We start from the raw sequence: 23,585 nt of genomic DNA, 5'->3' as shown, positions 1-23,585 counted from the left end.
CGATGAATATTTCATATTTAATAATTCGGAGGAAGCTAATGGATAAGAGGTTTTTAAATTTTAGACATATGCTTAATCTTAAACAAAGCTTGATAGCTTCGGAAAAAGAAGAAATTATTGTGTTCGGGACTGGAAGCGGATTGGATAAAGTGTTTAGCAGCTTGCCCCTCAATAAAATAAAATATGCTGTAGATGTCGATCAGAAAAATTGGGGGACTTGCACCGAACAAGGGTTGGAAATTAAGGATCCGAGTTGCTTACTACATGAAAATAAAGATCGTATATTCATACTTATCACTACTTCTCATTACTATGAGGCATATTCCCAACTTACGAACTGGGGATTTTGTGAAAATGTAGATTTTATGTATGCGCTTCAGAATGTTCCGGTTCCAACGGGACTTCATCCTGAGAAAGAGCTTCTTGTTTCTTGCTGTGGAACTGGGGGAGGGGTATTTCATATAAATCTGCGGGACGATAAGATCACCAAACTAATGAGCGGGGATTTTAGAGGTATTAGTTATACGCCACACGGCTATTGTGTGTTGAATGAAGCGTCAATGTTCTTTTTAGATGACAAGTTCTCCCTATATAGGGAGGAGAGGCTGCACGATAGCGATTATGATCTGCATGGTGTCGTCTATGATGACGGGCATTATTATATCATCGAAACAGCAACCAACACGTTAACGGTATATAACGAGCATAGCATGACAATTGAGAAAAGAATTAGTTTTAGTAAAACGGATGAAGATTTAAATCATATCAATGACATTTTTGTAGATGAAGAGAGTATCTATCTTTCCATGCTCTCCATGAAGGGATTAACTAAAAATCTTTGGACCGATAGACAGGATGGCGCGATCGTTGAACTAGATAAAGAGACATTGGAACCAAAGAATATATTGAAAGAAAACCTTAACTTTCCGCATAGTGTGAAGGTTTTTAATGGAGACCTTTATTATTGCGAATCGTTGAATTTCAATGTGATGATGAAGAACAAAGAGCTAGTGACATATGGAGGGTTCACAAGGGGAATTGAATTTGACGGCAAGTTATTATATATCGGACAAAGTACTTTTAGAAATGCAATTGCCGACACAGTAACAAGCGTCTCGATGGATGCGGGAATACATATCTTTGATCCTATGCATAGAACAACAAGAATGATAAAGTTGGATACTGATAACGTATACGGAATAATTCTTGTCAAGTAGTATAGTAACACTTTGTTAAAAGCAGGGGAGGGAAAGTATAGATGTTCTTCGATTTAAAAGGTGATGCCAGCATGTCTCCGATTGTAGGAATGTTATATTCGGCCGTAAAAGAAAACAGTGAACGACTAAAATTGATAACTGATGGCATGTCACAAGAAGAAGTGGATTATAAAGGTCCGAATACTAACTACAATAGTACTGCCCAGCTAATGAGACATGTTATGTACGTAGATCTAAATTGGATCTATCGAATAAAAGGACAATCTCTTCCAAATGCTTTGAGAGACCAATACGGCCCTCTGATCGATGTGAATAACAAGCTGCCGATGATTAAGGGTACAGCCTGGGATACACTTATATCTCAATATGAAACTGTAATCGTAATGTTGGAAGAAACATGCCAACAATTACACGACTCTGATCTTGATAACGTTGTTAGGTTTGGACATGAGAACGAAAAGCAAGCAACGATTCGGTGGGGATTATGGCATATGGCTGACCATAGCCGTTATCATCAGGCTCATATTAATCAACTTAGAAGATGGTATAAGCAAAATTTAACTACAGAATAGAATTGGGTAATGTTGACGACAATTTGATTCATTTAAAGCATTATGCATGGGGTGGGGGATCGAATGTCCAATGTCGCATCGACATATGAGGCCATGCAGCAATTGCATCATAGTTCAACGAATATTGTATGGCAAGAGACTGTTATCACAAGAGAGATCCGATCTCGGCAAAAAATGCAAACGCCGTTAACATTATGGTTTACGGGGCTTTCCGGTTCGGGAAAGTCGACGCTTGCCAACGAAGTTGAAAAACGGCTGGTGAATAGCGGGTACCATACGATGCTGCTGGATGGCGATAACGTTCGACACGGTCTTAACAAAAATTTAGGCTTTCAAGAAAGTGACCGGGTGGAAAATATTCGCCGAATTGCGGAAGTAGCAAAGCTGATGAATGATGCAGGATTAATTACATTGGCGTCGTTTATTTCCCCTTACGAACGAGATCGTACAAATGCGAGAGAAATAATTGGCAAGGAATATATAGAAATTTACGTCAGCACTCCACTTGTTGAGTGTGAGAAACGCGATGTTAAAGGCTTGTATAAAAGAGCGCGAACAGGGGAAATTCCACATTTCACTGGTATCTCCAGTCCATATGAATTACCGATAAATCCTGATATTGAAATCAATACGTGTCATTATTCATTGCAAGAAGCAACAGATCATATAATGACAAAAATTGTAGGCTACTTAACGCGAGATGTCGAACAAGAGTCTGTCATGAAGATGATAGGGGAAGTCGGGATGATAGAAGGTGGAACATATTAATTTACACCACTTATTTCATATTTCTCTGGAAGCAGGAAATGAAATATTAAAAGTATACGAGCAAGATTTTGATGTGGAATATAAGGACGATAGTTTCCCGTTAACAATTGCGGATCAAAGAGCACACGCTACGATAATGAAGGGATTAACAGCATTGGACCCCAACATTCCTGTATTGAGCGAAGAAGGCAGACATGTTCCATACGATGAACGTCGTGAGTGGGAGCGCTTTTGGCTTGTGGACCCGTTAGATGGAACAAAGGAATTTATTAAGAAAAATGGAGAATTCACCGTTAATATTGCTTTGATCGAAGGGAGCTATCCTTCAATAGGTATCATCTATGCGCCGGTTTTAGATGTGTTTTATTTTGGACGTGTTGGTGATGCTGCCTACAAACTGGAACGCGCCTCTGAGGCATCTATAACGAACGAAGACGAGTTAATGAATTTAAGCATTAAACTTTCTGAATTCAATGAGCGTTCTGTCACTCGAGTTGTTGCTAGCAGATCGCATATGACGCCGGAAACAGAAGACTTTATTGACAAGTTGGAAGCAGTACATGGACAAATCGAAGTTGTTTCATCAGGAAGCTCATTGAAATTTTGTTTGGTTGCAGAGGGGAAAGCAGACTTTTACCCGAGGTATGCACCGACTAAGGAATGGGATACCGGGGCGGGGCAAGCAATAGTAGAAGCTGCTGGTGGAACAGTGACAAGATATGAGGATAATGAACGGTTTTATTACAATCGTATCGATTTGGTGAATGGCTGGTTTCTTGTCAGAAGTAAACAATACCCTGTGCAATAAGTTAGATATTAAAAAGTATATTGAGGAGCGGCTTACATGATTGTTAAACATTTGGAAGATATTTTGGGGACAGAAAATGACGTAGATACTTCGACCTGGAACAGCCGTCGTCTGCTTCTAAGAAAAGACGGAATGGGGTTCTCTCTTCACGATACAATCATCAAGGCGGGAACAGAGACGATGATCTGGTATAAGCACCATGTAGAAGCGGTTTACTGTATTGAAGGAGAAGGGGAAATTGAAGTATTAGCAGAGAATACAACGTATCCGATCAAGCCGGGTACGCTATACGCATTAAATGGGAACGAAAAGCATTTTCTAAGAGCAAATACCGATAGCGATATGCGCATGATATGTGTGTTCAATCCCCCATGTACCGGACGCGAGGTACATGACGAGGATGGAGCATATGCATTAAGCTTTGAAGATTGAGAAGGGGTAAATGATTTGATCAGCAATATTTTTTATGTCATCAACCAACGTTGCAGTATTCCCGCTAATCAGAGCGTGCTGATTCGCAAACCATCTGCTGAGGACGGGGCGAAAGTATGGGAATTAGTGAAACATGCCGAAGTTTTAGATGTAAATTCAGCATACAGTTACATTATGTTGTGCGATTTGTTCAGGGGAACTTGCGCTGTGGCTGAACAGAACGGAAAAATTGTAGGCTTTGTTTCAAGCTTTCATCCGAGCGAGCGAGAGAATACTCTGTTTATCTGGCAAATTGCAGTCGCCAAATCGCATAGAGGGCAAGGCATAGGCATCTCCTTGCTAAAGGAATTGCTTGAGCGTGATGAAAATTCGGAAGTTCGCACGATTGAAACGACGATATCACCTTCTAACACTCCCTCCAAATCGTTATTCGGGCGATTAGCGAAGGAGCTTGGCTCGACCATTGAACAATATAACGGATACTCATCTAATTTATTCCCAGAGGGCGCTCACGAGGAAGAAAAATGGATACGAATTCAATTACGAAGTTAGGACTGGACCGGCTTATAATGCTTGTCCCCCGCAATATTGAAAGCAATTACGAACAAAGTTGTTAAGGAGGAACCGGCATGGAAGCTTTAATGTTTAAGAAGCCAGGGATGAATATTATCGAAGAGCTCGAGTCCGAGGTAAGAAGCTATTGCAGAAGTTTCCCGACTATATTTACACAAGCGTACAATTATATACTTCGCAATATCGACGGGAGGGAATATATCGATTTTTTTGCCGGCGCCGGCGCCCTGAATTATGGGCATAACAATCCTAAGCTAAAGAAGAAACTTATCGATTATATGATGAACGACGGGATAACACATAGTTTGGACATGGCGACTTCGGCTAAAGCTAACTTTCTAGCACAATTTAATGAAGTGATTTTAAAACCTCGCGGTCTGAAATATAAGGTTATGTTTCCCGGTCCGACAGGCTCGAATTCGGTGGAAAGTGCGTTGAAGCTGGCCAGAAAAGTTAAAAACCGAAAAACAATTATGAGCTTTACAAATGCCTTTCATGGCATGACGCTTGGTTCTCTGGCTGTAACCGGTAATAAGTTCAAAAGAGATGGTGCCGGCGTTCCACTGGAACACACCGTATTTGTCCCATTTGATAATTACTATGGTGATGAAGTAGATACTGTTGACTATATAGCAAAGCTGCTGAATGACAAGGGGAGCGGTATATCCGTGCCGGCAGCCATTATTCTAGAAACGGTTCAAGGAGAAGGCGGCATTAACGTTGCTGATTATGATTGGTTAAGAAGAATCGCGGAATTGTGCCAACGGCAGGACATTCTGCTGATCGTCGATGATGTCCAGGCTGGCTGCGGCAGAACGGGAACGTTCTTTAGTTTCGAAGAGGCTGGAATAGAACCTGATATTGTTTGTTTGTCCAAATCGATTGGAGGCTATGGATTGCCCATGGCTATTACCCTGATAAAGCCGGAATTGGACATTTGGAAGCCTGGAGAACATAATGGCACCTTCCGTGGTAATAATCTGGCATTCATTACTGCTGCAGAGGCACTGACTTACTGGGAGAACGATGAACTTAGCACAAGCGTGAACAGTCACGGAAGGACGGTTCGGCTTTTTCTGGAGGATTTGGCGCGCAAGTATCCGGAGATGAAAGGGGAAGTACGGGGAAGAGGTCTTATGCAGGGAATTGCCTTCGGTACTGATGGTCTGGCGGACCAAGTATGTAGAGTAGCTTTCGAACTTGGGCTGATTATGGAGACCTCAGGGGCGGATAAAGAGGTAGTCAAAATCATGCCTCCTCTAACGATTGACAACGAAGGACTTATGAGGGGCTTGAGGATTTTGGCGGATAGTGTGGAGGCGTGCAGCAATAACTAACACGAGTTCCCTTACCCAGGGAACTACCACAGGGGGGGAGAAATAGGTTTGTCTATTAGAAGACAGATTTTAATTACATAGAATGGGGATACAATGACAACATGCACGATAAGAAAAAAAGACTCGATTGGAAGTCTTATCTTTGGGCCTTATCCTACTTGAAATCGTATAAAAAAGAAATTGTTTTGTTAATTATATGTATCATGATCACAACAGCTGCGGAGAATGTTATTCCAAAACTTGTACAAATTCTTATCGATAACGTATTGCCATATCGCAATATAAAATTATTTGGAATCCTAATGGTTACTTTGCTTGTGGCTTACATACTAGTCTATATTACAAAGTCATTTGGCAATATTTTTGAACGCTCTATTTCTGAAAAAACGTCCCGAGATCTTCAATATTCGATGTTTATCAAGCTTAGGCAATTAGGATTTTCTTATTATGAGAAAAATCCAGCTGGCAAGACCTTATCGCTGTTGAATACCGAGGTAGCTATTGTTCTGGAATTATATCGATCCCATCTGCCTTCCATGATTAATCATTTTCTTTTCGTTACGATTTCTACTATGTATATGGTGTCTATAAATATTTATTTGACAATGATTTTGATTCCATGCCTATTAGTTTATTATGCTATTGGGCCATATTTGGAAAGAAAAACAGCTGATGCTTTCCAGCGAGTTTCTCGCAATCGAATGATATTTGGACAAAGAGTATATGAAAGCTTATCAGGAATTCGAGATTTTAGAGCGTTTGGTGCAGAACTGTGGGATAAGGCGAAGTGTATTAGTGCTTTTGAGCAATATTCCAAAAGTATGCGTTCCGGCATGATCATCACCAATATGCGAGGAAGCTATCGTAGATTGGTGTCCTATCTTGGTGCAGCAGCGATATTTTATTTGGGTTTTCAATTTATTAAGCATGATTTAATTTCAACAGGCGGACTGGTTGCATTTGTACTATTATATTTCACTGCCATGCTAAGGCTAACATTCCTTGTAACGTCGATAACTGAACAGAAAAACATTGTTGCGCAAATTAAAACGTTATATGAGTTCTATCATATGCCTGTCGAAGTGTGTGAGCCCGCCAACCCTGTCAAGCTGAATGATGTAAAAGGCGAATTGATATTTAAAAATGTTCGATTCGGGTATGCTCAGAACGAAACATTAATTAAAGGATTCAACTTACATATAAAGCCTGGAGAAAAGGTGGCTTTTGTAGGTACGAGCGGGAATGGCAAGTCTACCTTATTTAAACTTATTGGACGATTCTATGATGTAGCTGAGGGTGAAATTGTACTTGATGGAGTTCCGATCAATCAGTTATCGTTTGAACAATTGAGATCTACGGTCGGATATGTTTTCCAGGATGCTTATTTGTTTGGGGGATCCATAAAAGATAACATCCGATTCGGAATGCCACATGCAACGGATGAACAGATAATGGCATCGGCAAAAGCAGCTTTTGCCGATGAGTTTATTGAGAAACTCCCCGAGCAATATGACACAATCGTTGGAGAGAGAGGTATTAATCTTTCTGGCGGGCAGAAACAGCGGATTTCAATAGCACGGCTATTTCTTATGCAGCCTTCTATACTATTGTTGGATGAAGCAACATCTGCCCTCGATAATTCAAGCGAGATCATGATTAAGAGGGCATTGGATCGAATCACAATCGATAAAACAACTATCGTAATCGCTCACAGGCTATCTACAGTAATGGACTTCGACAAGATCGTTGTTATTCATGACGGCAAAGCAGCGGAAATGGGTACATTCGAACAATTAATGAAACAAAGAGGGTTTCTATACGAATTAGTTGAAGGACAACGGGACGATCTAAAGGAGAATCTACTGAATGGGGTATCTTAAATGGGGGGCGCAAGTTTGTAAAATTATTAAATGGGGATATTTATTGACGATTCTCCTTGTTCTTATTGAAGCGTTGTCTTCTACTTCGGTCGTTTATTTGCAAAAGTATATGATCGACAGTGTTTTTGTTACAGGCAATTATCGTTTGTTCGCTATCCTTCTTTCCGGTTTTGCAGGCGCTGCTGTCATTCATTCCATCATGTTCTCGCTTAGCAGTTTCGTGGCAATACGCAACGAATATTATTTAAGCAAATCAATCGTACTTAAGCTAATAGAAACGATTCAACGGATGCCGCTTCGTATTATCCAGTCCAATCGAATCGGAGAATATATTCAGACACTTACAACAACGGCGATTGAAGTCGGCAATTTGCTATGTTGGAGAATACCAAGAATTATGCTGCAAGAGGCAATTCAGTTGCTAATCGTCACTATAATTTTAGGGTCGATTTCTCCACTGTTTCTTTTATTTGTATGTATTGTTTCTATCGTATATGTGCTCATCGGGCGACAGTTTGCACCGATATTGAAAAATAATAGAGATCAAATATTAACTAAAAAAAAGGATTTAATCGTACGGATGGAAGAGGGAATATCCTCGACCCGCGAAGTAATAGCGTATCATCGAATGGACTGGGAACGTGAAATATATGATACGCTGTTTCAAAGCTATTTTAGGGAAGTGACCAGAGAGGGAAAACTAATCAATAGGCAAATGCTATATACAGATCCATTAAAATGGATGGTGATCCTTACTGTACTGGGGTTTGGTGGATATGAAACGATCAATGGAACGATGTCAATTGGAACATTGGTGATTTTTCTTCAATTCAATACCCAATTCACTGACTTGTTTATTAGTCTATTTCAATCGATCATGAAAATATCGGGCGATATGGCTTATATCGATCAGATTCGTTCATTGGAAAGCGGTCCACAACTATCAATGGGAAATAAGGTCATTGAAGGGCCTATAAAACATCTGGAAATGAAAAATGTGGTATTCCAGTATAACAAGGAGAAAGTTACACTCAATCAATTAGATATCAAGTTCCCAATCGGTCAAAAGATTAGTTTGGTTGGCGGGAGCGGGGGTGGAAAGTCTACCATTATTCATATGTTTAGCCGCTATTATGAGCCTGATGAAGGCTCGATACTCGTAAATGATGTGCCATTAAATAGAATTTCTTCACAAGAATGGGTTTCAAGAACAGCGGTTGTCCCACAAGATCCGTATATGTTTTCGGATACGATCCGCGAAAATATTTTGCTTGGACGCAACTATTCAGATGATGAGATTATTGAAGTTTGTCGGGTTGCACAAATTCACGAATATATATGCAGCTTATCGAATGGATACGATACTGATATTGGTGAAAGAGGCGTTAAATTATCGGGAGGCCAGCGTCAACGAATCGCAATTGCGAGAGCTTTGATTGGTAAACCGGAAATTTTACTGATGGATGAAGCAACCTCAGCTCTGGATATGGAAACGGAAAGACAAGTATTGTTTAATCTTCAGCAGTTTCGAGACAATACAACGACCATTATGGTTGCCCATCGCTTATCAACAATCATTGATTCCCAATTAATATATGTAATTAGCAACGGGCAAGTAGTAGAACAAGGCAATCATGAGCAGCTAATCAGGAATGAAAAGGAGTATTATAGACTAATTCATGCGCAATGACCACGCTAGAACTAATGCAGGAAGCTGGATGTATCCATAGGGGGAGTATTATGAAAGTAGAATTACCCGTACACGATACAATTATTAATACCTTCAATATATATGGCAGCATAACTTCAATTATTTCAAATAAGGAACAATGCTGGCCTTGGATGTATAACAATTTCATACAGATACGATATGTATACGATTGGAATGTTTATTTTTTCGATCATCATCATTTATTGATCGACAATTGCCCGTGGTTAGATCATCATGTTATACCTAAATATTTTATCGAAAGCAAGTGGAACTCCATTGTAGAATTAATAATTGATTCCTTAAACTCGGGTAACTATCTATATCTATTTGTTGATCGATATCACATTTCGGCTGCTAAGGAGTTTTATAAAAAAAGTCCATGTATACATGAGATATTTATATATGGGTATAACATTGAAACTAGAGAACTCTTAGTTGCAGATAACTTGCAGAATGGGAAGTACATACAAACCGTTTGTACTTTTGAAGAAATAGAGTTAGGCTACAACGCAGTTGATACTGACAATAATTTTTACCTTGATGTTCATTTGTTAAGTTTAAAAGAAGAAAATAAATACAATATAAATATATCTCAAATTGCACAGTCACTTAACAATTATCTTGATTCCACATGTTCAATGGATGTTTCTTTCAAAGAAAGGACGTTATTCGGTCAGAAAGCAATACTATTTTCAGTAGAGAATGTAGCTGATCAAAAGATAGATATAAGGGCTTTCCATTTATTCTGGGAGCACAAGCATCTGATGTTTAGCCGAATTAATTATTTAATTCAACACAATGTTTTATCGGAAGGCCAATGCCTCTTGGATAGCTACCGAAGTATTCGCGATAAGTTTGAATCTTTAAGAAATTTAGCTCTTAAGTACAATATAACGAAAGAAAATAAACTACTTACGAAAATTCATTCCCATATCGTAGAAGGACTGAGTGAAGAAAAACAAATATTGATGGAAGTGAAGGACCGTTTATATTTATAACAGTAACAGTTAAAGACGAATAATGCGGAGGGTCAGGCCATTATCCCACTGCCTGACCCATTTTGATAAAAGGAGTGAAATCCCATAATGAAATAAGCAGGTGTGTTTAGAACAGCAAAGAGCTTGATCGACATAGGCAAAGAGCTTGCTGGGCTTGTCCAATGCCTTTAGGTAGTAAGCATTCTGTACAAGTTGCTCCTTGATATAATCCAGGCAGTAGTTCAAAAGTGTATTAGGCAGCCTCCGAACGATCGGCTGCCGTCGTTACTCTAACGGGCAAGATAGTTGAATAAACGCCCAGGACCGGACTCAGATCATTACAGAAGAAATCAGTTCTTCAAAAAGGAAGAACTGATATTCTAGCACTTATTAATTTAGACAATTCTCTCCAACAAGATCCCCAATTCTTTTGCCATAATATCAGGAGAAGAAGGCATTCCTTCTTTTAACCACGATACCAATACCCCTACGTATGCATTAGCAGCGAATTTAACGATAACATCTTCACTAAGACCTTTATTTTTCACTTTGTCCATTTCATCTTTGAATTCCTCGATAAGAAACGCGATAAACTTATTGTGAAAAGAAGGAGCCCCTTTACTCGCACTAGACATGGATGATGCAAAAGATTGTACCGGAAAGTTATCCCGCACTATATACATATGTATAAAATACGGGTTTTGTGAAAAAGTATATACGGAACATCCAGGTGGCCATTAATTCAACCAATTTAAGCTCTTTCTTATTGTTGTTCATTTGTTTTCTTTGTTACGTTTAATTTGTTTTTTCTTTAAACATAAATTGCTTTTTCTTTAAACAATCATCATCAATCATCGAATCATTCGTTTCGTAATCTGATTTAAATCTCAATCTTTAATCCAGAGTTGTTGGATTAAATCGATTCGAGTTTAATCCAATTCAATTTCACACATCCGGGTTTGGATTGGTCGTTTGGATATTTGTGTAGCTCATTTACATATCATCGAATTTCATCCCAGTACAAATTCCAATCTACAAATTTTTCATTAGTTGTTTTCATCAGCTGCTGTAAGTATCCTTACAGTCACATTATTACATTACAATTGATCATTTATTCTCCAGTCGTGAAAACGTTTACATCTGTTATTCATGAATTCACTTATTTCATCCCGATCCTCGGTTATTACATAACGTCATTTATGTAACCTTCACCTTTTACACTCTTACTCTGCACTTTACAATCAATATGTCTTAGCTGCAGCCATACTGCTGCCCCAATATTTAAACATAATCATATTTATGTAAACAAATGGACATGCTATTTAGTTCTCCTCCAAACAATGCTATAATAATTCAATCTATCAACATATGTGGAGGCTATTACATTGCAAAAGCTTATTTTCTTCGTAGGCGTGGCCGGCACGGGTAAAACGACCGTTGCACGCAAGTTATCGAATCGTATTCCTGCAGCTTTCCTCGATCGTGATACGGTTGGCGGACGCTTCGTTGAGCACATGCTCGTTCAGAACGGTCTTGATCCGAATGACCGTGACTCTGATTTCTATAAGAAGAACCTGCGTGACCTCGAGTATGATACGACGAAAGACATCTGCATCGAGAACCTCGCAGCTGGTCAGAACGTCTTCATGATCAGCCCATTCACGGCTGAGCTGAAGAACAAACAATGGATCGAAGACGTTATCAGCGCTGCTGGTCTGTCCCGCTCCGACGTCGATGTGAAAGTTGTCGTCGTTACACTGTCTGATATGGAGACGCAGCGTACGCGGATTATCGACCGTCAAACCGTTCGCGACCAATGGAAGCTCGACAACTGGGATTCGTTCGCAACACGCGTTCAATTCGTTCCGGAAGTCAATTGGGACATTCCGCAATCGTCGATTACCGTATTCGATAACAGCGGTGTGCTGACAGACGAGAAAGTCGAAACATTGTTCCAATTCGTTGAAGGCAAGCAAACGGTCACTCTATAAGAAGCAACTACCATGATGCAGCAAAGCCGATGGCGGACAATCCGCCATCGGCTTTTTATTTTTACAGAAGCTTCTTTAACTCATCGATAACGATCTGCGGATCTGTTCGCTGCATGAAATCCGGATTCGACGCGGCATAACGAACGATCCCTTCTCGATCAATAATATACGTTGCAGGAACTGGCAATATCCATCGATCCGTCGCGTTGAATATCGTCAGATCCCGCTTCATGACAGTAAGGAATGTATGCTGAAGATTGCTCGGAAGCTCGAATAATAGTCGATAACGGGCTGCCACTTGACCATTGGAATCACTCAATACATGATACGATAACTGTTCTTTCTCTTTCTGCGTCAACGTATGGTCTGGATTTTGCGGTGATATGGCAATAAGCTGCGCACCAAGATTTCGAATTTCAGATATTCTCTGCTCATAAGCACGAAGCTCAATGTTGCAATATGGACACCAACTACCACGATAGAATGTTAACGCAACGGGACCTGTCGCAAGCTCTTCGTTCAGTGTAATCGGCTCCCCATGCGGACCAGTCAATGTAAAATTAGGCGCTTGTTCCCCTACCCGCAGACCGAACGCTTGACCCGAATCAAGTTGATCCTTTATGTGACCAAACACAGCATGCTGCGCTTCTTCCGGCAGCCTTGCAATAAAACTAGCTTTCGCTTGTTCCAGCTCTTCCCTCATCGTCATGGCTCTTCACTCCCCATAGGTTTCTCTATCCATGTTTTATCTAGCGTCAAAAAGATACCGTTCGGTATCTTATATTGTATCAGACATCCAACAATTAGCAATAGCCAAATATCAGGTTATACACGAGCTTTCCTTTTATAAAAAACACACCTGCACCAAAGGGATTGTTCTCCTTTGATACAGGTGTATAGGCGAGTAGCACTTACTCGAGATTTAAATCTCTGCGCGAGCTGCCATGATGAATTCGTATCCTCCGATGCCTTAACTTCGTGTACTAGCTCTCTACGGCAGCTCCATTCAGCTGCGTTAACAACCCATCAAGCATTTGCTCGGTAAAAGCACCTTGCGAGAACGTCACCATCGCACGAATCGGCATGAACTGCATCATCGCCATCATCATATCCGGCGCCTCTTCCGCTAACGACGCCGTAGTCGATTGAGCCTGGAACTGCTGCATCATCTGCCCAACAACTTGAGCCCCTACTGGATCTTTCAGCAGATCACCAAGCGTCGAATGACGAGTAAATGGGCTGCTTACCGGTACCGTAGATTCCACTGTAATCGTCTCCGTAAGCATGATGTCTTGAGACGATTTGCCGATGCGCAGTTCGAACTCGCCGCTCTCCACATGCCAATCGCCTAGTGTTGTGTTGTAGTAGGCAAAAGCACGCTTATCCAGCGTCATCTGCACCGTTGACCCTTCCCCAGGTGCAAGATCAACCTTCACGAAGCCTTTCAGCTCCTGCTTCGGACGTACGACAGTGCTCTCTTTGTCATGCACATATAGCTGTACAATCTCTTTGCCCGCAACGGTACCCACATTATGTACCGTTAAACGGACTTCTACTGTATCCGTATCCTTCAAGCTCTTCCGGCTTACGGATAAATTCGAGTACTCAAACTGTGTATAACTAAGACCATATCCGAACGGGAATAAAGGCTCGATTTCCTTCATGTCGTAGTAACGATATCCCACAAATCCGCCTTCATGGTATTCCACACGGTCATTGTGGCCTGGGAAGTTCAAATGCGATGGGTTATGGCTCAGCTTCTTCGGGAATGTCTCTGCAAGTTTGCCGCTGGGATTCACATCACCGAACAGAAGATCAGCGAACGCGCCGCCAAGCGCTTGGCCGCCGAGATAGCCTTCAAGGACAGCCTTCGCATGAGGCAGCCATGGCATCTCAATCGGAGCACCATTGCACAGCACAACGATTAAATTCAGCTGAACCTTCGCAATCTCTGCAACTAGCTGCTGCTGGTTTGCCGGAATCTGAAGATGCGAACGATCGTAGCCCTCAGACTCATACCGGTCAGGCAAGCCGATGAACAGCACGGCATGATCCGCACTTGCCGCTGCAGCAGCAGCCTCTGCAATCATCGCATCATCCGATTCATCGCTATCCAGCTTATAGCCTTGCGCATAGACAACCGATGCCGCAGCTCCCGCGCTGCGCACGATTTCCTCATACAGGTTATCCAGCTGCGTCGGTACAATATGCGAGCTTCCGCCGCCTTGATAGCGTGGTCGATAGCAGAACTCACCAATTACCGCAAGGCTGCCTTGTTTAGGTAGTGGCAGCACGGCTTCCTCATTTTTCAGAAGCACCATACTTTCTGCCGCTGCTCTACGTGCCAACTGATGATGCGCTGCTTGATCGTATTGCGAGCCTTCTTTGTGCTGATCCGCCGCTTGGAAGATCACCGTTAGCAGACGTCTTACGGCTTCATCAAGCACGTCTATCGATAACCGGCCGCTTTGCACCGCTTCGACGATTTTGCGGTCGTTCACGCCGCCAGTGGCCGGCATCTCAAGCTCAAGTCCAGCAGCAAGACCTGGAACACGATCTACAACCGCACCCCAGTCCGATACGACGAAGCCTGCGTGCCCCCATTCTTCTTTCAAAATTTTCGTAAGGAGCTGCTCATTCTGCGAAGCGAATTCACCGTTCACTTTGTTATAGGAGCACATGACTGTCCAAGGCTCGCCCTTCTTCACGGCACCTTCGAAGCTGGCAAGATAGATTTCACGAAGCGTTCGCTCATCAACGATGGCATCAACCGACATACGACGGTGCTCCTGATTATTTGCTGCAAAATGCTTCAGCGACGTGCCAACGCCTTGGCTCTGAACGCCGATAATATGGTTAGCCGCCATTTCGCTCGAGAGATACGGATCTTCGGAAAAATATTCAAAGTTCCGTCCGCACAGCGGTGAACGTTTAATATTCACACCTGGTCCGAGCAGCACCCCAACATTCTCCGCTTGGCATTCTTCCCCCAATGCGATTCCGACTTCTCGAATTAAGTCGCGATTCCACGAGCTGGCTAGTCCTGCTGCAGATGGGAAGCAAGTAGCCGGCACGCTGTCGAATAGGCCAAGATGATCCCCGCTTCCCTTTTGCTTGCGCAGCCCGTGAGGGCCGTCCGTCACCATGATAGATGGAATGCCTAGTCGTTCGATCGGTTTCGTGTTCCAGAAGTCGAGTCCGGAGCATAGGCTCGCTTTCTCTTCTAACGTCATCTCGCTAATCAGCTGCTGCAAATCTCTACTCATGAATGAGACACCTCTATCCGGATTTTATTGAAGCGTTTTCAACTTAGGTTCATCTTAATCATATGTAAATCGCAATAGCCATTATGGTATATAGATGATATTTTTAGTATCATTTTGACATGAGTACAATTAATTCCGATGAGGTCCATACGCATGCAAACCCGTATTAACATACCGTTTATTTGCCAATCGTTAGCAGGTGTCAGCCAGCTTTCAGTTGCTTTTTGCTATCAAGAAGGTTCTGCATATTACCCAGTCGATTTAAGATTGCATCCACCTCATGACCCCATCGACTACCCGCAGCTGCGGACTTCGAATAATGTGGAACAATATGCCCTAATCCCTTATCGCAGCTCTGATCATCAACTGATCGGAACGTTCATTATCGGCCCTTCCTTGTTAGAGGAAGTACCCGATCTCGTGCTGCAGGGCATGCGACACGATCAAGGCATGTCTGCTAGAGAAGCGGAGTCACTTGCCAAAGCATACAAACAGATGCCGATCTACTCCAGAACGCAGCTGCTGCATCTCGCTTCACTGTGCCACTACATGATCTATGGCGAGCAGCTACCGATCACGAGCATTTATCAGCACCATCTTGCCCCGAGTAATGGCACTACGCGAAGAAACGCAGAGGTGACGTTGTCCACGAACCGGGAGAATAACTTCCTCCATCATGATTCGAACATGGAGAAGCAGCTTTTCCAATGCATTAAGAAAGGGCGTAAGGAAGAATTCATTCAGATGATGAAGGTTTTGCCCCTTAAAGGGCAAGGTACGCTTTCACGGCATAGCCAGCTTCGTAACAGTAAGAATATCGCGATCACTGCGATTGCCTTGTCTACTCGCGCAGCGATGGACGGCGGCTTGCATTCGGAGATTGCCTATACGATCAGCGATCTATATATTCAACAAATTGAAGATCTTCACCGCATTAGCGATGTAAACGCCAAAATGTTTGAAGCTATGATTGAGTTTATCGATCGAGTCAGAGCGGTGCGGGAACAGTCTTATTCGAGGGTTATTGTTAGTTGCCAGAACTATATTTTCGACCACCTATATGAGGATATTCCACTGGACACATTGGCCAAGCTAGTAGAATTGAACCCGAGCTACCTGTCTCGCTTGTTTAAGAAAGAAACCGGCATGACGATCAGCGCATTTATTTTGTTGCAAAAGGTAGAAGAAGCCAAAAGCTTACTCTCCTTGACTAAGCTTCCTTTGTCCGATATTTGCGCGAGGCTCAACTTCTTTGATCAAAGTCATTTTACGAAAAGCTTCAGCAAAATAACCGGTGAGACGCCGATGCGTTTCCGCGCGAAACATGGTCAGTAGTGCTTACAATAAACAAACCTCCGGAATTCCCGGAGGTTCGTTGCGTTTCAGCATTGATTTTACGGAGGCTGAGTAGTTGGTGGCGGTACATGGTTCTGAACTGCGTTCGTCTGCGACTGCCGTCCATCGATTTCAGCTTGCACGCCAATCTTCTGCTGTGTGCCAGGAGCCGACTGCTGCTCCGATCCATTTTGTTGCTGCCCCTGTGCGACTGTCTGCTGAGCTTGAGCGTTCTGCACCGGCTGCGCCTGAACACCTGCTTGCTGGCTTTGTACGTTCTCCGGTTGCTGTGACTGGCTGCCGCCTTGTTGTCCCGATTGCTGAGCTTGCTGCTGCGCTCCTTGCTTCGCCTGTCCACCAGGCTTACTCCCGAAACGAAGTCGATCAATCATAATGAGCAGCAGTGGCAGCACGACTACAAAGCAGGTACAATACAGCGACCAGATCGCCGGCGTGAAATTAAGAAACTCCACGATATTCTGATACACAACAATCGACAGCCACATCACCAGCATGCTAAGCGGCAAGATTAGCACCCGATATCGGCGAAGGCCTAATGTCTCGGTCAGCGCTATAGAAGCACCATAGTAACTAATCGCCGCTTTGAAGAACAAAGCAATCAGCCAGATGATTGCCATGAAGGCATCGACACGCAGAAATTGTGCCACCGATATTTTCTTAGCTAATGAATAGCTTGCGAAGATGTTCCGTTCCGTCAGCTGGGTTCCGAGCACAAGCAAACAAAATGTTGTTGTAAGGATGACGGCGATGCCCCCAACGAGAATCCCTTTGAGCATCGCTATTCGTATCTTCTCCGGCTTACTGACATTCGGATATAACATGAGGAAGACAGCCACTTCCTGCAGCGTGAACAGATAGAATCCGCTAAGTATAATGGGTTTCGGTCCCCGCTCCAGCATTGGTAATAAATTTTCCGGCTTACTCTCTGGCAGCAGGAACAGCACCAATAACACGAGCAGGATGAGAACCGGGAAGAATAACATTTCTGATGCCCTTGCAATCGTCTCTATTCCATATGCGACAGCAGCAACAATAACTGCGAGCAGAATAACAATCACTGCTTCAATCGGCGTCTCCGGTAAGATCTGTGTCGTAATGAAATTACCAGCTACCCGAACGAGAAAAGCCGTCAGTAGAAACAGATAGCTGAACACCAACAACGAAATCAATTTTCCGATCCATTTGCCGACAATGACCTCGATCATTGCTGTGAAAGTAAGCGTCGGATACCGTTTGGCCAAAGCTTCATACAGGAAAACCGAGATGGCTACCAGTGCAATACCGAGGATAGCTGCAATCCAACCGTCCTGCTTGGCAACATATGCAAGGTTAGATGGTGCAATCAGGATCGAAGTCCCGAGCATGAAATGAATGACAAGTATCGTCAACTGTCGTACGCCAATGCGTTCCTGCATCTTGTTACTTCCCCACCAATCCCCACTGCGCAAGCGACTTGGCAGCCGGAGCCAACAGATCTCGTATTCCAATTAGCGGCGAAGCTGTCAGCCAGTCTTTGAACAACGCAATATTGAGCCCTATACCGAGGAACAATAAGGTAAAAAATGCGATTTTTTCGCCAACCGAACCTTTGTTCGCATTCGCTTTATTGAATATCATCCCCCACTGCAGACCCAGAAGGATGGCGGCAGCGATTAGAATCCATACGATAGATAACGACATGTCGACACCCTCCCTCGCATTTATTCGGAACCCTCTGATTCCAACACGTTCGTAACTGTACCTAGCAGACGAATCTTCACCTTAATATTTAGCTCCACAGGCGGCAGCTCTGCGAAATGCGTATCCCAATCATTCGAGAGCTTCTTCCAATACTTCGGATACTTACGATGTACCTCATCGCCAAAACCGAATATATCCGCCTTTAAGTCATGCTGCACACGATTCAGTGTCTTATTAATAATTTCTTTCAGCGTGTCTTCGGTACGTTTCTCTAAGTCGGAGATCGTTTCGTCCTTCGTCATCGGCAGCTTACATGCAACCTCTTCGACATTGGCTTCGATCTTTAAATCAAGACCAAGCACAAGATTGTCGCCCTTAAGCTTGCTCTTTAGCTTTGATTTAGACTCCTGCACTTCTAACGACACCTCATTGCCATCCGAACATTCCACATTGCCTGTGCCTTTATATGCTTTCCCCATCGCGATATTAAAGCCTCGGCTTTCTTCCTCCGTCAGCCAACCGATCAGACGATCTCGATGAAACACAGACAACCCTGTGAATCTCAACCGATTTTTCGGAGAAGTCGTCTGTAGATTCGACCGTCTGCTTCCTTCTTCTGAACTTCCAATCATCACAACGCCAGTCACGACCGGCTGCCTGCCTTTGGCGATTAATCCTTGAATCAGCTCGTCAAAATGAATGGCGATCGTCGGCGCCCAATGCTTCTCTGAATACTCAAGTGCCCGCATCAACTGAATCGCTGGTATCGATTCGATTGGTGTCAATATTTTGAGGGCATTGCCCGCCTTGTCGTTCTTAGCGATCACGACCGGGAAGTCCGTACGGAATTGACGGTCACGGGATATGAAATCAAGCACCTCACTGATCCCATGCCGCGCAAGCTTTTCACCAATGATAAGCACGCGGAGATGAGAGTTAAATATCGTACGTGGGCTTGATGTCGTCATCCGCTGCATCGCTTCCGCGATCGTTTTTCCCTTAGCCGAATAAAGAACAACAGGCGAACGGCCTAAACTGCCTTTCTGTGCAGAAGCTTCACCTGCGTCAACAACTTGAATGGAAACAATATATTTATCTCCGTCGGCAAGGTCGATTCCGAGCCCCATCGTAATTGCCATATCACTAAGCTCTAGCCGCCCCCAACAACCGACAAGTGGGATAAGCAGTGATAAGGCGAGTGCCATTTTGATCAATCGGAACAAATGTTCTCCCGCCCTTCATTTACTTATGATCCTCGTTTGGATTCGCTTGCGGCTCTGGATGTGGTTTGGGCGTTCGATTACGGGTGTTAGGCTCCACCGATAATTGGTGTGGACGTTTCTTGGCAGCCCAGTGAGGTAAGCGGATCAGCGTATCACCTGCGTCTTCTTCGGTGAAAGGTGCAAGTGGACTCATATAGGGAACACCAAATGATCTTAAGCTGCACAGATGGAGCGTCAGCAATATAATACCTGCCATCATGCCATACAACCCGAATGTTCCGCTAAGTACCATTAGCGGATAGCGAAGCAGCCTCAGCGACATCGACATGCTTGTCTCCGGAATGACGAGACTGGAAATCGCCGTAAAGGCCACAACGATCAGCATGGCTGGTGATACGATCCCCGCTTCAACAGCAGATTGTCCTATAATTAGCGTACCTACGAAGGATACCGTTGGTCCAAACATTTTCGGCATACGGACTCCTGCTTCTCGCAGGATATCGAATGTAATCTCCATCAGCATCGCCTCAATAAATGCCGGGAACGGGATACCCTCACGCTGCGAGATCAGCCTGACGATGAGCTGTGTAGGCAGCATTTCTTGATGAAAAGTAGTCAAAGCAATATAAAACGACGGACCAAGCAGCGTGAAGAAAACGCCGATAGAGCGAAGCAGTCGGATGAAGCTCGCCACGTCCGCACGCTGATAGTAGTCTTCAGGTGAATGAAAGAAAGATACGAATAATGCAGGTACGACGAGCACGATTGGCGTTCCATCGACCATAATGGCAATTTTGCCTTCCAGCAGCTCGGCTGCAATAACATCTGGCCGCTCAGTATGATAGACCGTAGGAAAGGTCGATCTTGCATTATCCTGAATCATCGCCTCAATATAGCCGCTTTCGAGAACAGCATCTATATCAATTCGTCTCAATCGGCTGCGCACTTCATCCACAATGCTGTGTCGAGCAATTCCTTTAATATAGAGAATCGACAAATTCGTCATCGTAACGCGTCCGGCCCTATGCCCTTCAATACGAAGATCGGGATGCTTGATTCGTCTGCGTACGAGCGCCGTATTCGTTCGAATATTTTCTGTGAAGCTGTCTCTCGGACCACGTACGACCGTTTCCGCCTCGGAGGGAGTGATGGATCGATCGGGATAATGCTTGACATCAATAGCAAAAGCACGATCGAACCCGTCCACAAACAGAATCGCTAATCCGGATATCAATGCGTCAAGCGTTTGATCGAGACGAGAATGCTCCTCTACGCTTCCAGCCTTTAGAATGGACTGGCGAAGCAATTCCGGGAATGGCATCTCTTTCATCTCGAATGGCAAATCATTCAACGACTCAAAGGTATGATCAAGCGTTAAGGAATCAATGACGAATTGCTGAAGCTGTTGCATGTCTACAAGGCCATCCGTCACTACGACTACCGCACGAATGCCATTGACCAGCTTCAAGTCACGATAGACGATATCACAGCTTCCACCGGTAGCCGTTCGTATAGCGTGAACGTTCGCATCCAAATGAGTGACAAGAAGGTCTTGCAGTGAGAACGATCTCTGTTGATCCTGATGACTTAATGATGTCATGATTTCGGACTCACCTCTTACCTGCATCGTGTTTGTATCCAGTATTGCCTTCGACAAAATATGCTAAACGAGTAAAACATAAGAGCCCCCCTCAGATCTTTGTCTGAAGGGGCTCTATGTTAGAGAATTTATCATCTCAACCTATTGGGCACTTGTTTGTCCAGCTGAAGCCTTGCTCTTCTTGAAGCCCGATGCCACCACGAGCACCAATCCTACAGCTGCAATCGACCACATTACGGTAAGATTCGTCGATGCCGAATCGATATCATTGAAGTACATCGAATTACGAAGTCCGGATGCTGCGAATCGGAACGGTGTCCACGAGTACAGCCAATCATGCGTCGTCTGCGGCAGAAACTCTGGCGCCATGTTCACGACAGGCAGCGAGAAGAACATCAGCAGAATGAGAATCGGCATAGCGGGAACGCCAAGCCAGTTCACAAGAGCCGATTGGAGCATGAAGAATGCAACACCTGCAACGAGCAGCATCCACCACGTTCCAGTCACATCGGCCAACTCCATGCCGTACCAGGATGTCGCCATCCAGACGAGATAACCAGATACAACCGTGATGAACACGATGCCGATAATCGCCTGTACGATAGCAGAACTCATTCGTCTTGCTCCTCCTGCTGCTGCCTTCTGGCTTGAGAAGAATAGAATGAGGCTCGTCGCCAAGCTTCCGATCCACATAATTTGCGTTAACATGCCAGGAGCGCTGCCACTTGCGTTATTAGCGCCAATCGCGTGAACGGTCTCCTCTTGAATCGTAAACGGCGTTAACAATGCCTTTGCTGTACCAACTGGCACCACTTCGGATTGGGTGCTGATTTGCGTCAGCAATTGATTAGACAGTTCACTGCTGATCGTCCGTGCAGCCTGCCCGAGAATTTGCTTCACTGCGCTTGAGGCTTGTGTGTTCATGCCTTCGTTCGCAAGGATCTTCACGACAGCGGGCTTTGGTTCAGCCGTCGATATGGAAGCAATGCCAGCGCTAAGTTCTGATGGAAGCACAAGCGCACCATAATAATCTTGTTGATCGAGACCTTTCCGAGCCTCCGCTTCAGATCCGACTACCGTCCACACGATCGGCAGCGCTTCATTAGCCGTGAGCTTTTCCTTTACCATTTGTCCAACATTGAGTTCGGTGCCATTCGGCAGGTTCACTGCCTGATCCTGAACGACGAGTGCAACCGGCAGATTCTGCGGCTTCGCACCAATAACCGATCCCATCATCGCTAGCCCGAACACCATAAGGACGATGACAATAATTACAATTCCGATCCATACTAGCTTTTGCTTCAATAGTGCCATATTTCTTCCTCTCCTTACCCTTCGTTAATGAACATGATGTTGATTAATAACCATGTCGTTAATTATAATGAGAAGCACGAGCTATTCAATCGTCAATGTTGGTCATGAATGATAATTAAGCATCACTTCGGATATGAAGTGTTCATTAACTTGATCAATTAATTGTGAACAGCAGGAGGTTAAGAAGATGGCCGAACGATTAGATCGACGACAAGCAAGGACGAAACAGCTGCTGCGCAAGGCTCTACTCGAGATTATTGCCGAGAAAGGCGTGGACGGCATTACCGTTACCGACATTTCGAATCGGGCTGATGTTAATCGCGGAACGTTTTATCTCCATTATCAGGATGCGCCTGATATGCTCCGTCAAATCATGAACGAAATTATAATGTCCTTATTTGCTCTGATGCAGGAAATGGACCCCGTCGTTATGCGTCAGTATGCGGTTAAGGATATTCCTTACCCGAATCTAGTGCGACTGCTTACGGAGTTTGCTAATAATGCGGATTTTCTGAAAGTCATGCTTGGTCCCAAAGGTGACCCTTCCTTCGCACAACAAATCATGACCGAGTTTACCTCGCGAATCAGCAACCGTCTTGCTTACTGGCAGCCAAGTGATGAGAACATGCTCATTCCTCGCGATTACTTGATCGCCTATATCTCTTCCGCCAACTTCGGGGTCGTGAAGTATTGGCTTGAAACCGACATCAAGCTCACACCTGAAGAAGTGACGTTAATTCTAATGCGCGTCTCGAATCTCGGTCCAATGTCGATGACGGGGTTGCCGAACAAGAATTTGATCGACACAGCAAAAAGCAGTGACGTGCATGGAACACCTTAAGGCTCCTGACGTCACTGCTTTTGGTTTGGTTAATGCGGT

General features: G+C 43.9%; 21 protein-coding genes. 13 read left to right on the top strand and 8 right to left on the bottom strand.

Annotated features, from left to right (window positions below; translation table 11 throughout):
- Positions 1-38 precede the first annotated feature (38 nt).
- The 10 genes from DFQ01_RS16535 (at position 39) to DFQ01_RS16490 (ending at position 10,296) form a co-directional block, all read left to right on the top strand.
- The gene (locus DFQ01_RS16535; protein WP_174812663.1) at positions 39-1,217 is read left to right on the top strand and encodes a DUF4915 domain-containing protein; all 1,179 of its coding nucleotides are present in this window, start codon (positions 39-41) and stop codon (positions 1,215-1,217) included.
- A gap of 41 nt (positions 1,218-1,258) precedes the next feature.
- A complete protein-coding gene (locus DFQ01_RS16530) occupies positions 1,259-1,789 on the top strand; it encodes a DinB family protein (RefSeq protein ID WP_110045000.1) in 531 nt (176 codons plus the stop codon).
- 63 nt (positions 1,790-1,852) lie between these two features.
- On the top strand, positions 1,853-2,557 hold the full coding sequence (gene cysC, locus DFQ01_RS16525) for an adenylyl-sulfate kinase (protein ID WP_245946743.1): 705 nt from the start codon (positions 1,853-1,855) through the stop codon (positions 2,555-2,557).
- Complete coding sequence (cysQ, locus tag DFQ01_RS16520) at positions 2,544-3,365, top strand: 3'(2'),5'-bisphosphate nucleotidase CysQ (RefSeq protein ID WP_110044999.1); 822 nt, start codon at positions 2,544-2,546, stop codon at positions 3,363-3,365. Before cysC ends, cysQ begins: the two co-directional genes overlap by 14 nt.
- 36 nt (positions 3,366-3,401) lie before the next feature.
- Entirely contained in the window at positions 3,402-3,797 is a 396-nt protein-coding gene (locus tag DFQ01_RS16515) for an ectoine synthase (RefSeq protein ID WP_110044998.1), read from the top strand.
- Positions 3,798-3,812: 15 nt separating this feature from the next.
- The gene (ectA, locus tag DFQ01_RS16510; protein WP_245946738.1) at positions 3,813-4,349 is read left to right on the top strand and encodes a diaminobutyrate acetyltransferase; all 537 of its coding nucleotides are present in this window, start codon (positions 3,813-3,815) and stop codon (positions 4,347-4,349) included.
- Between the two features lie 77 nt (positions 4,350-4,426).
- The gene (gene ectB / locus DFQ01_RS16505; protein WP_110044997.1) at positions 4,427-5,707 is read left to right on the top strand and encodes a diaminobutyrate--2-oxoglutarate transaminase; all 1,281 of its coding nucleotides are present in this window, start codon (positions 4,427-4,429) and stop codon (positions 5,705-5,707) included.
- A gap of 101 nt (positions 5,708-5,808) precedes the next feature.
- Complete coding sequence (locus tag DFQ01_RS16500) at positions 5,809-7,587, top strand: ABC transporter ATP-binding protein (RefSeq protein WP_110044996.1); 1,779 nt, start codon at positions 5,809-5,811, stop codon at positions 7,585-7,587.
- Positions 7,574-9,277 (top strand): ABC transporter ATP-binding protein, encoded by a 1,704-nt coding sequence (locus DFQ01_RS16495; RefSeq protein WP_110044995.1) that lies wholly within the window; start codon positions 7,574-7,576, stop codon positions 9,275-9,277. The genes DFQ01_RS16500 and DFQ01_RS16495 overlap by 14 nt, the downstream gene beginning before the upstream one ends.
- A 50-nt stretch (positions 9,278-9,327) precedes the next feature.
- Complete coding sequence (locus DFQ01_RS16490) at positions 9,328-10,296, top strand: fibroblast growth factor (RefSeq protein ID WP_146216890.1); 969 nt, start codon at positions 9,328-9,330, stop codon at positions 10,294-10,296.
- 374 nt (positions 10,297-10,670) lie between these two features.
- Here DFQ01_RS16490 and DFQ01_RS16485 read toward each other — a convergent pair whose 3' ends face one another.
- Positions 10,671-10,910: a TetR-like C-terminal domain-containing protein gene (locus DFQ01_RS16485; RefSeq protein WP_245946737.1), complete on the bottom strand. Its 240-nt coding sequence runs from the start codon at positions 10,908-10,910 to the stop codon at positions 10,671-10,673.
- Between the two features lie 750 nt (positions 10,911-11,660).
- Here DFQ01_RS16485 and DFQ01_RS16480 point away from each other — a divergent pair.
- Positions 11,661-12,266 (top strand): P-loop nucleotide/nucleoside kinase family protein, encoded by a 606-nt coding sequence (locus DFQ01_RS16480; RefSeq protein WP_110044992.1) that lies wholly within the window; start codon positions 11,661-11,663, stop codon positions 12,264-12,266.
- A 61-nt stretch (positions 12,267-12,327) separates the two neighbouring features.
- Here DFQ01_RS16480 and DFQ01_RS16475 read toward each other — a convergent pair whose 3' ends face one another.
- Complete coding sequence (locus tag DFQ01_RS16475) at positions 12,328-12,975, bottom strand: peroxiredoxin-like family protein (RefSeq protein WP_110044991.1); 648 nt, start codon at positions 12,973-12,975, stop codon at positions 12,328-12,330.
- 274 nt (positions 12,976-13,249) lie between these two features.
- Positions 13,250-15,532 (bottom strand): glycoside hydrolase family 3 C-terminal domain-containing protein, encoded by a 2,283-nt coding sequence (locus tag DFQ01_RS16470; RefSeq protein WP_110044990.1) that lies wholly within the window; start codon positions 15,530-15,532, stop codon positions 13,250-13,252.
- Between the two features lie 153 nt (positions 15,533-15,685).
- Between DFQ01_RS16470 and DFQ01_RS16465 the strand changes: the two genes are divergently transcribed.
- Positions 15,686-16,867, top strand: a complete 1,182-nt coding sequence (locus DFQ01_RS16465) for a helix-turn-helix domain-containing protein (protein WP_174812662.1) — start codon at positions 15,686-15,688, stop codon at positions 16,865-16,867.
- A 59-nt stretch (positions 16,868-16,926) separates the two neighbouring features.
- On the opposite strand, the gene DFQ01_RS16460 is transcribed toward DFQ01_RS16465, so the two are convergent.
- The 5 genes from DFQ01_RS16460 to DFQ01_RS16440 all read right to left on the bottom strand — a co-directional run bounded on the left by DFQ01_RS16460 (position 16,927) and on the right by DFQ01_RS16440 (position 22,705).
- Positions 16,927-18,303, bottom strand: a complete 1,377-nt coding sequence (locus DFQ01_RS16460; protein ID WP_110044988.1) for a GerAB/ArcD/ProY family transporter — start codon at positions 18,301-18,303, stop codon at positions 16,927-16,929.
- A gap of 4 nt (positions 18,304-18,307) precedes the next feature.
- Positions 18,308-18,568, bottom strand: coding sequence for a hypothetical protein (locus DFQ01_RS16455; RefSeq protein WP_110044987.1), 261 nt, complete (start codon positions 18,566-18,568; stop codon positions 18,308-18,310).
- A 20-nt stretch (positions 18,569-18,588) separates the two neighbouring features.
- On the bottom strand, positions 18,589-19,773 hold the full coding sequence (locus DFQ01_RS16450; RefSeq protein ID WP_245946750.1) for a Ger(x)C family spore germination protein: 1,185 nt from the start codon (positions 19,771-19,773) through the stop codon (positions 18,589-18,591).
- A 37-nt stretch (positions 19,774-19,810) separates the two neighbouring features.
- Positions 19,811-21,391, bottom strand: a complete 1,581-nt coding sequence (locus DFQ01_RS16445) for a spore germination protein (protein ID WP_110044985.1) — start codon at positions 21,389-21,391, stop codon at positions 19,811-19,813.
- A gap of 141 nt (positions 21,392-21,532) precedes the next feature.
- Entirely contained in the window at positions 21,533-22,705 is a 1,173-nt protein-coding gene (locus tag DFQ01_RS16440; RefSeq protein WP_110044984.1) for a YhgE/Pip domain-containing protein, read from the bottom strand.
- 187 nt (positions 22,706-22,892) lie between these two features.
- Here DFQ01_RS16440 and DFQ01_RS16435 point away from each other — a divergent pair, with 187 nt between their 5' ends.
- Positions 22,893-23,546 (top strand): TetR/AcrR family transcriptional regulator, encoded by a 654-nt coding sequence (locus DFQ01_RS16435; protein ID WP_110044983.1) that lies wholly within the window; start codon positions 22,893-22,895, stop codon positions 23,544-23,546.
- Positions 23,547-23,585: the final 39 nt, after the last annotated feature.

The sequence above is a fragment of the Paenibacillus cellulosilyticus genome, assembly GCF_003182255.1.
GTDB classification, from domain to species: Bacteria; Bacillota; Bacilli; order Paenibacillales; family Paenibacillaceae; genus Paenibacillus_T; species Paenibacillus_T cellulosilyticus.
The sequence above is the reverse complement of the archived record's forward strand: the minus strand, read 5'-3'. Positions and strand labels throughout refer to the sequence as shown.

Bases quoted from the DNA above. Each gene is read 5' to 3' on its own strand.
- cysC (WP_245946743.1), top strand. From the start codon at position 1,853: ATGTCCAATGTCGCATCGACATATGAGGCCATGCAGCAATTGCATCAT.
- DFQ01_RS16455 (WP_110044987.1), bottom strand. From the start codon at position 18,568: ATGTCGTTATCTATCGTATGGATTCTAATCGCTGCCGCCATCCTTCTG.
- DFQ01_RS16495 (WP_110044995.1), top strand. From the start codon at position 7,574: ATGGGGTATCTTAAATGGGGGGCGCAAGTTTGTAAAATTATTAAATGG.
- DFQ01_RS16460 (WP_110044988.1), bottom strand. From the start codon at position 18,303: ATGCAGGAACGCATTGGCGTACGACAGTTGACGATACTTGTCATTCAT.
- DFQ01_RS16470 (WP_110044990.1), bottom strand. From the start codon at position 15,532: ATGAGTAGAGATTTGCAGCAGCTGATTAGCGAGATGACGTTAGAAGAG.
- DFQ01_RS16465 (WP_174812662.1), top strand. From the start codon at position 15,686: ATGCAAACCCGTATTAACATACCGTTTATTTGCCAATCGTTAGCAGGT.
- DFQ01_RS16500 (WP_110044996.1), top strand. From the start codon at position 5,809: ATGCACGATAAGAAAAAAAGACTCGATTGGAAGTCTTATCTTTGGGCC.
- DFQ01_RS16445 (WP_110044985.1), bottom strand. From the start codon at position 21,391: ATGACATCATTAAGTCATCAGGATCAACAGAGATCGTTCTCACTGCAA.
- DFQ01_RS16490 (WP_146216890.1), top strand. From the start codon at position 9,328: ATGAAAGTAGAATTACCCGTACACGATACAATTATTAATACCTTCAAT.
- ectB (WP_110044997.1), top strand. From the start codon at position 4,427: ATGGAAGCTTTAATGTTTAAGAAGCCAGGGATGAATATTATCGAAGAG.
- DFQ01_RS16450 (WP_245946750.1), bottom strand. From the start codon at position 19,773: ATGGCACTCGCCTTATCACTGCTTATCCCACTTGTCGGTTGTTGGGGG.
- DFQ01_RS16515 (WP_110044998.1), top strand. From the start codon at position 3,402: ATGATTGTTAAACATTTGGAAGATATTTTGGGGACAGAAAATGACGTA.
- DFQ01_RS16475 (WP_110044991.1), bottom strand. From the start codon at position 12,975: ATGACGATGAGGGAAGAGCTGGAACAAGCGAAAGCTAGTTTTATTGCA.
- DFQ01_RS16535 (WP_174812663.1), top strand. From the start codon at position 39: ATGGATAAGAGGTTTTTAAATTTTAGACATATGCTTAATCTTAAACAA.
- DFQ01_RS16530 (WP_110045000.1), top strand. From the start codon at position 1,259: ATGTTCTTCGATTTAAAAGGTGATGCCAGCATGTCTCCGATTGTAGGA.
- DFQ01_RS16485 (WP_245946737.1), bottom strand. From the start codon at position 10,910: ATGTCTAGTGCGAGTAAAGGGGCTCCTTCTTTTCACAATAAGTTTATC.
- DFQ01_RS16440 (WP_110044984.1), bottom strand. From the start codon at position 22,705: ATGGCACTATTGAAGCAAAAGCTAGTATGGATCGGAATTGTAATTATT.
- DFQ01_RS16435 (WP_110044983.1), top strand. From the start codon at position 22,893: ATGGCCGAACGATTAGATCGACGACAAGCAAGGACGAAACAGCTGCTG.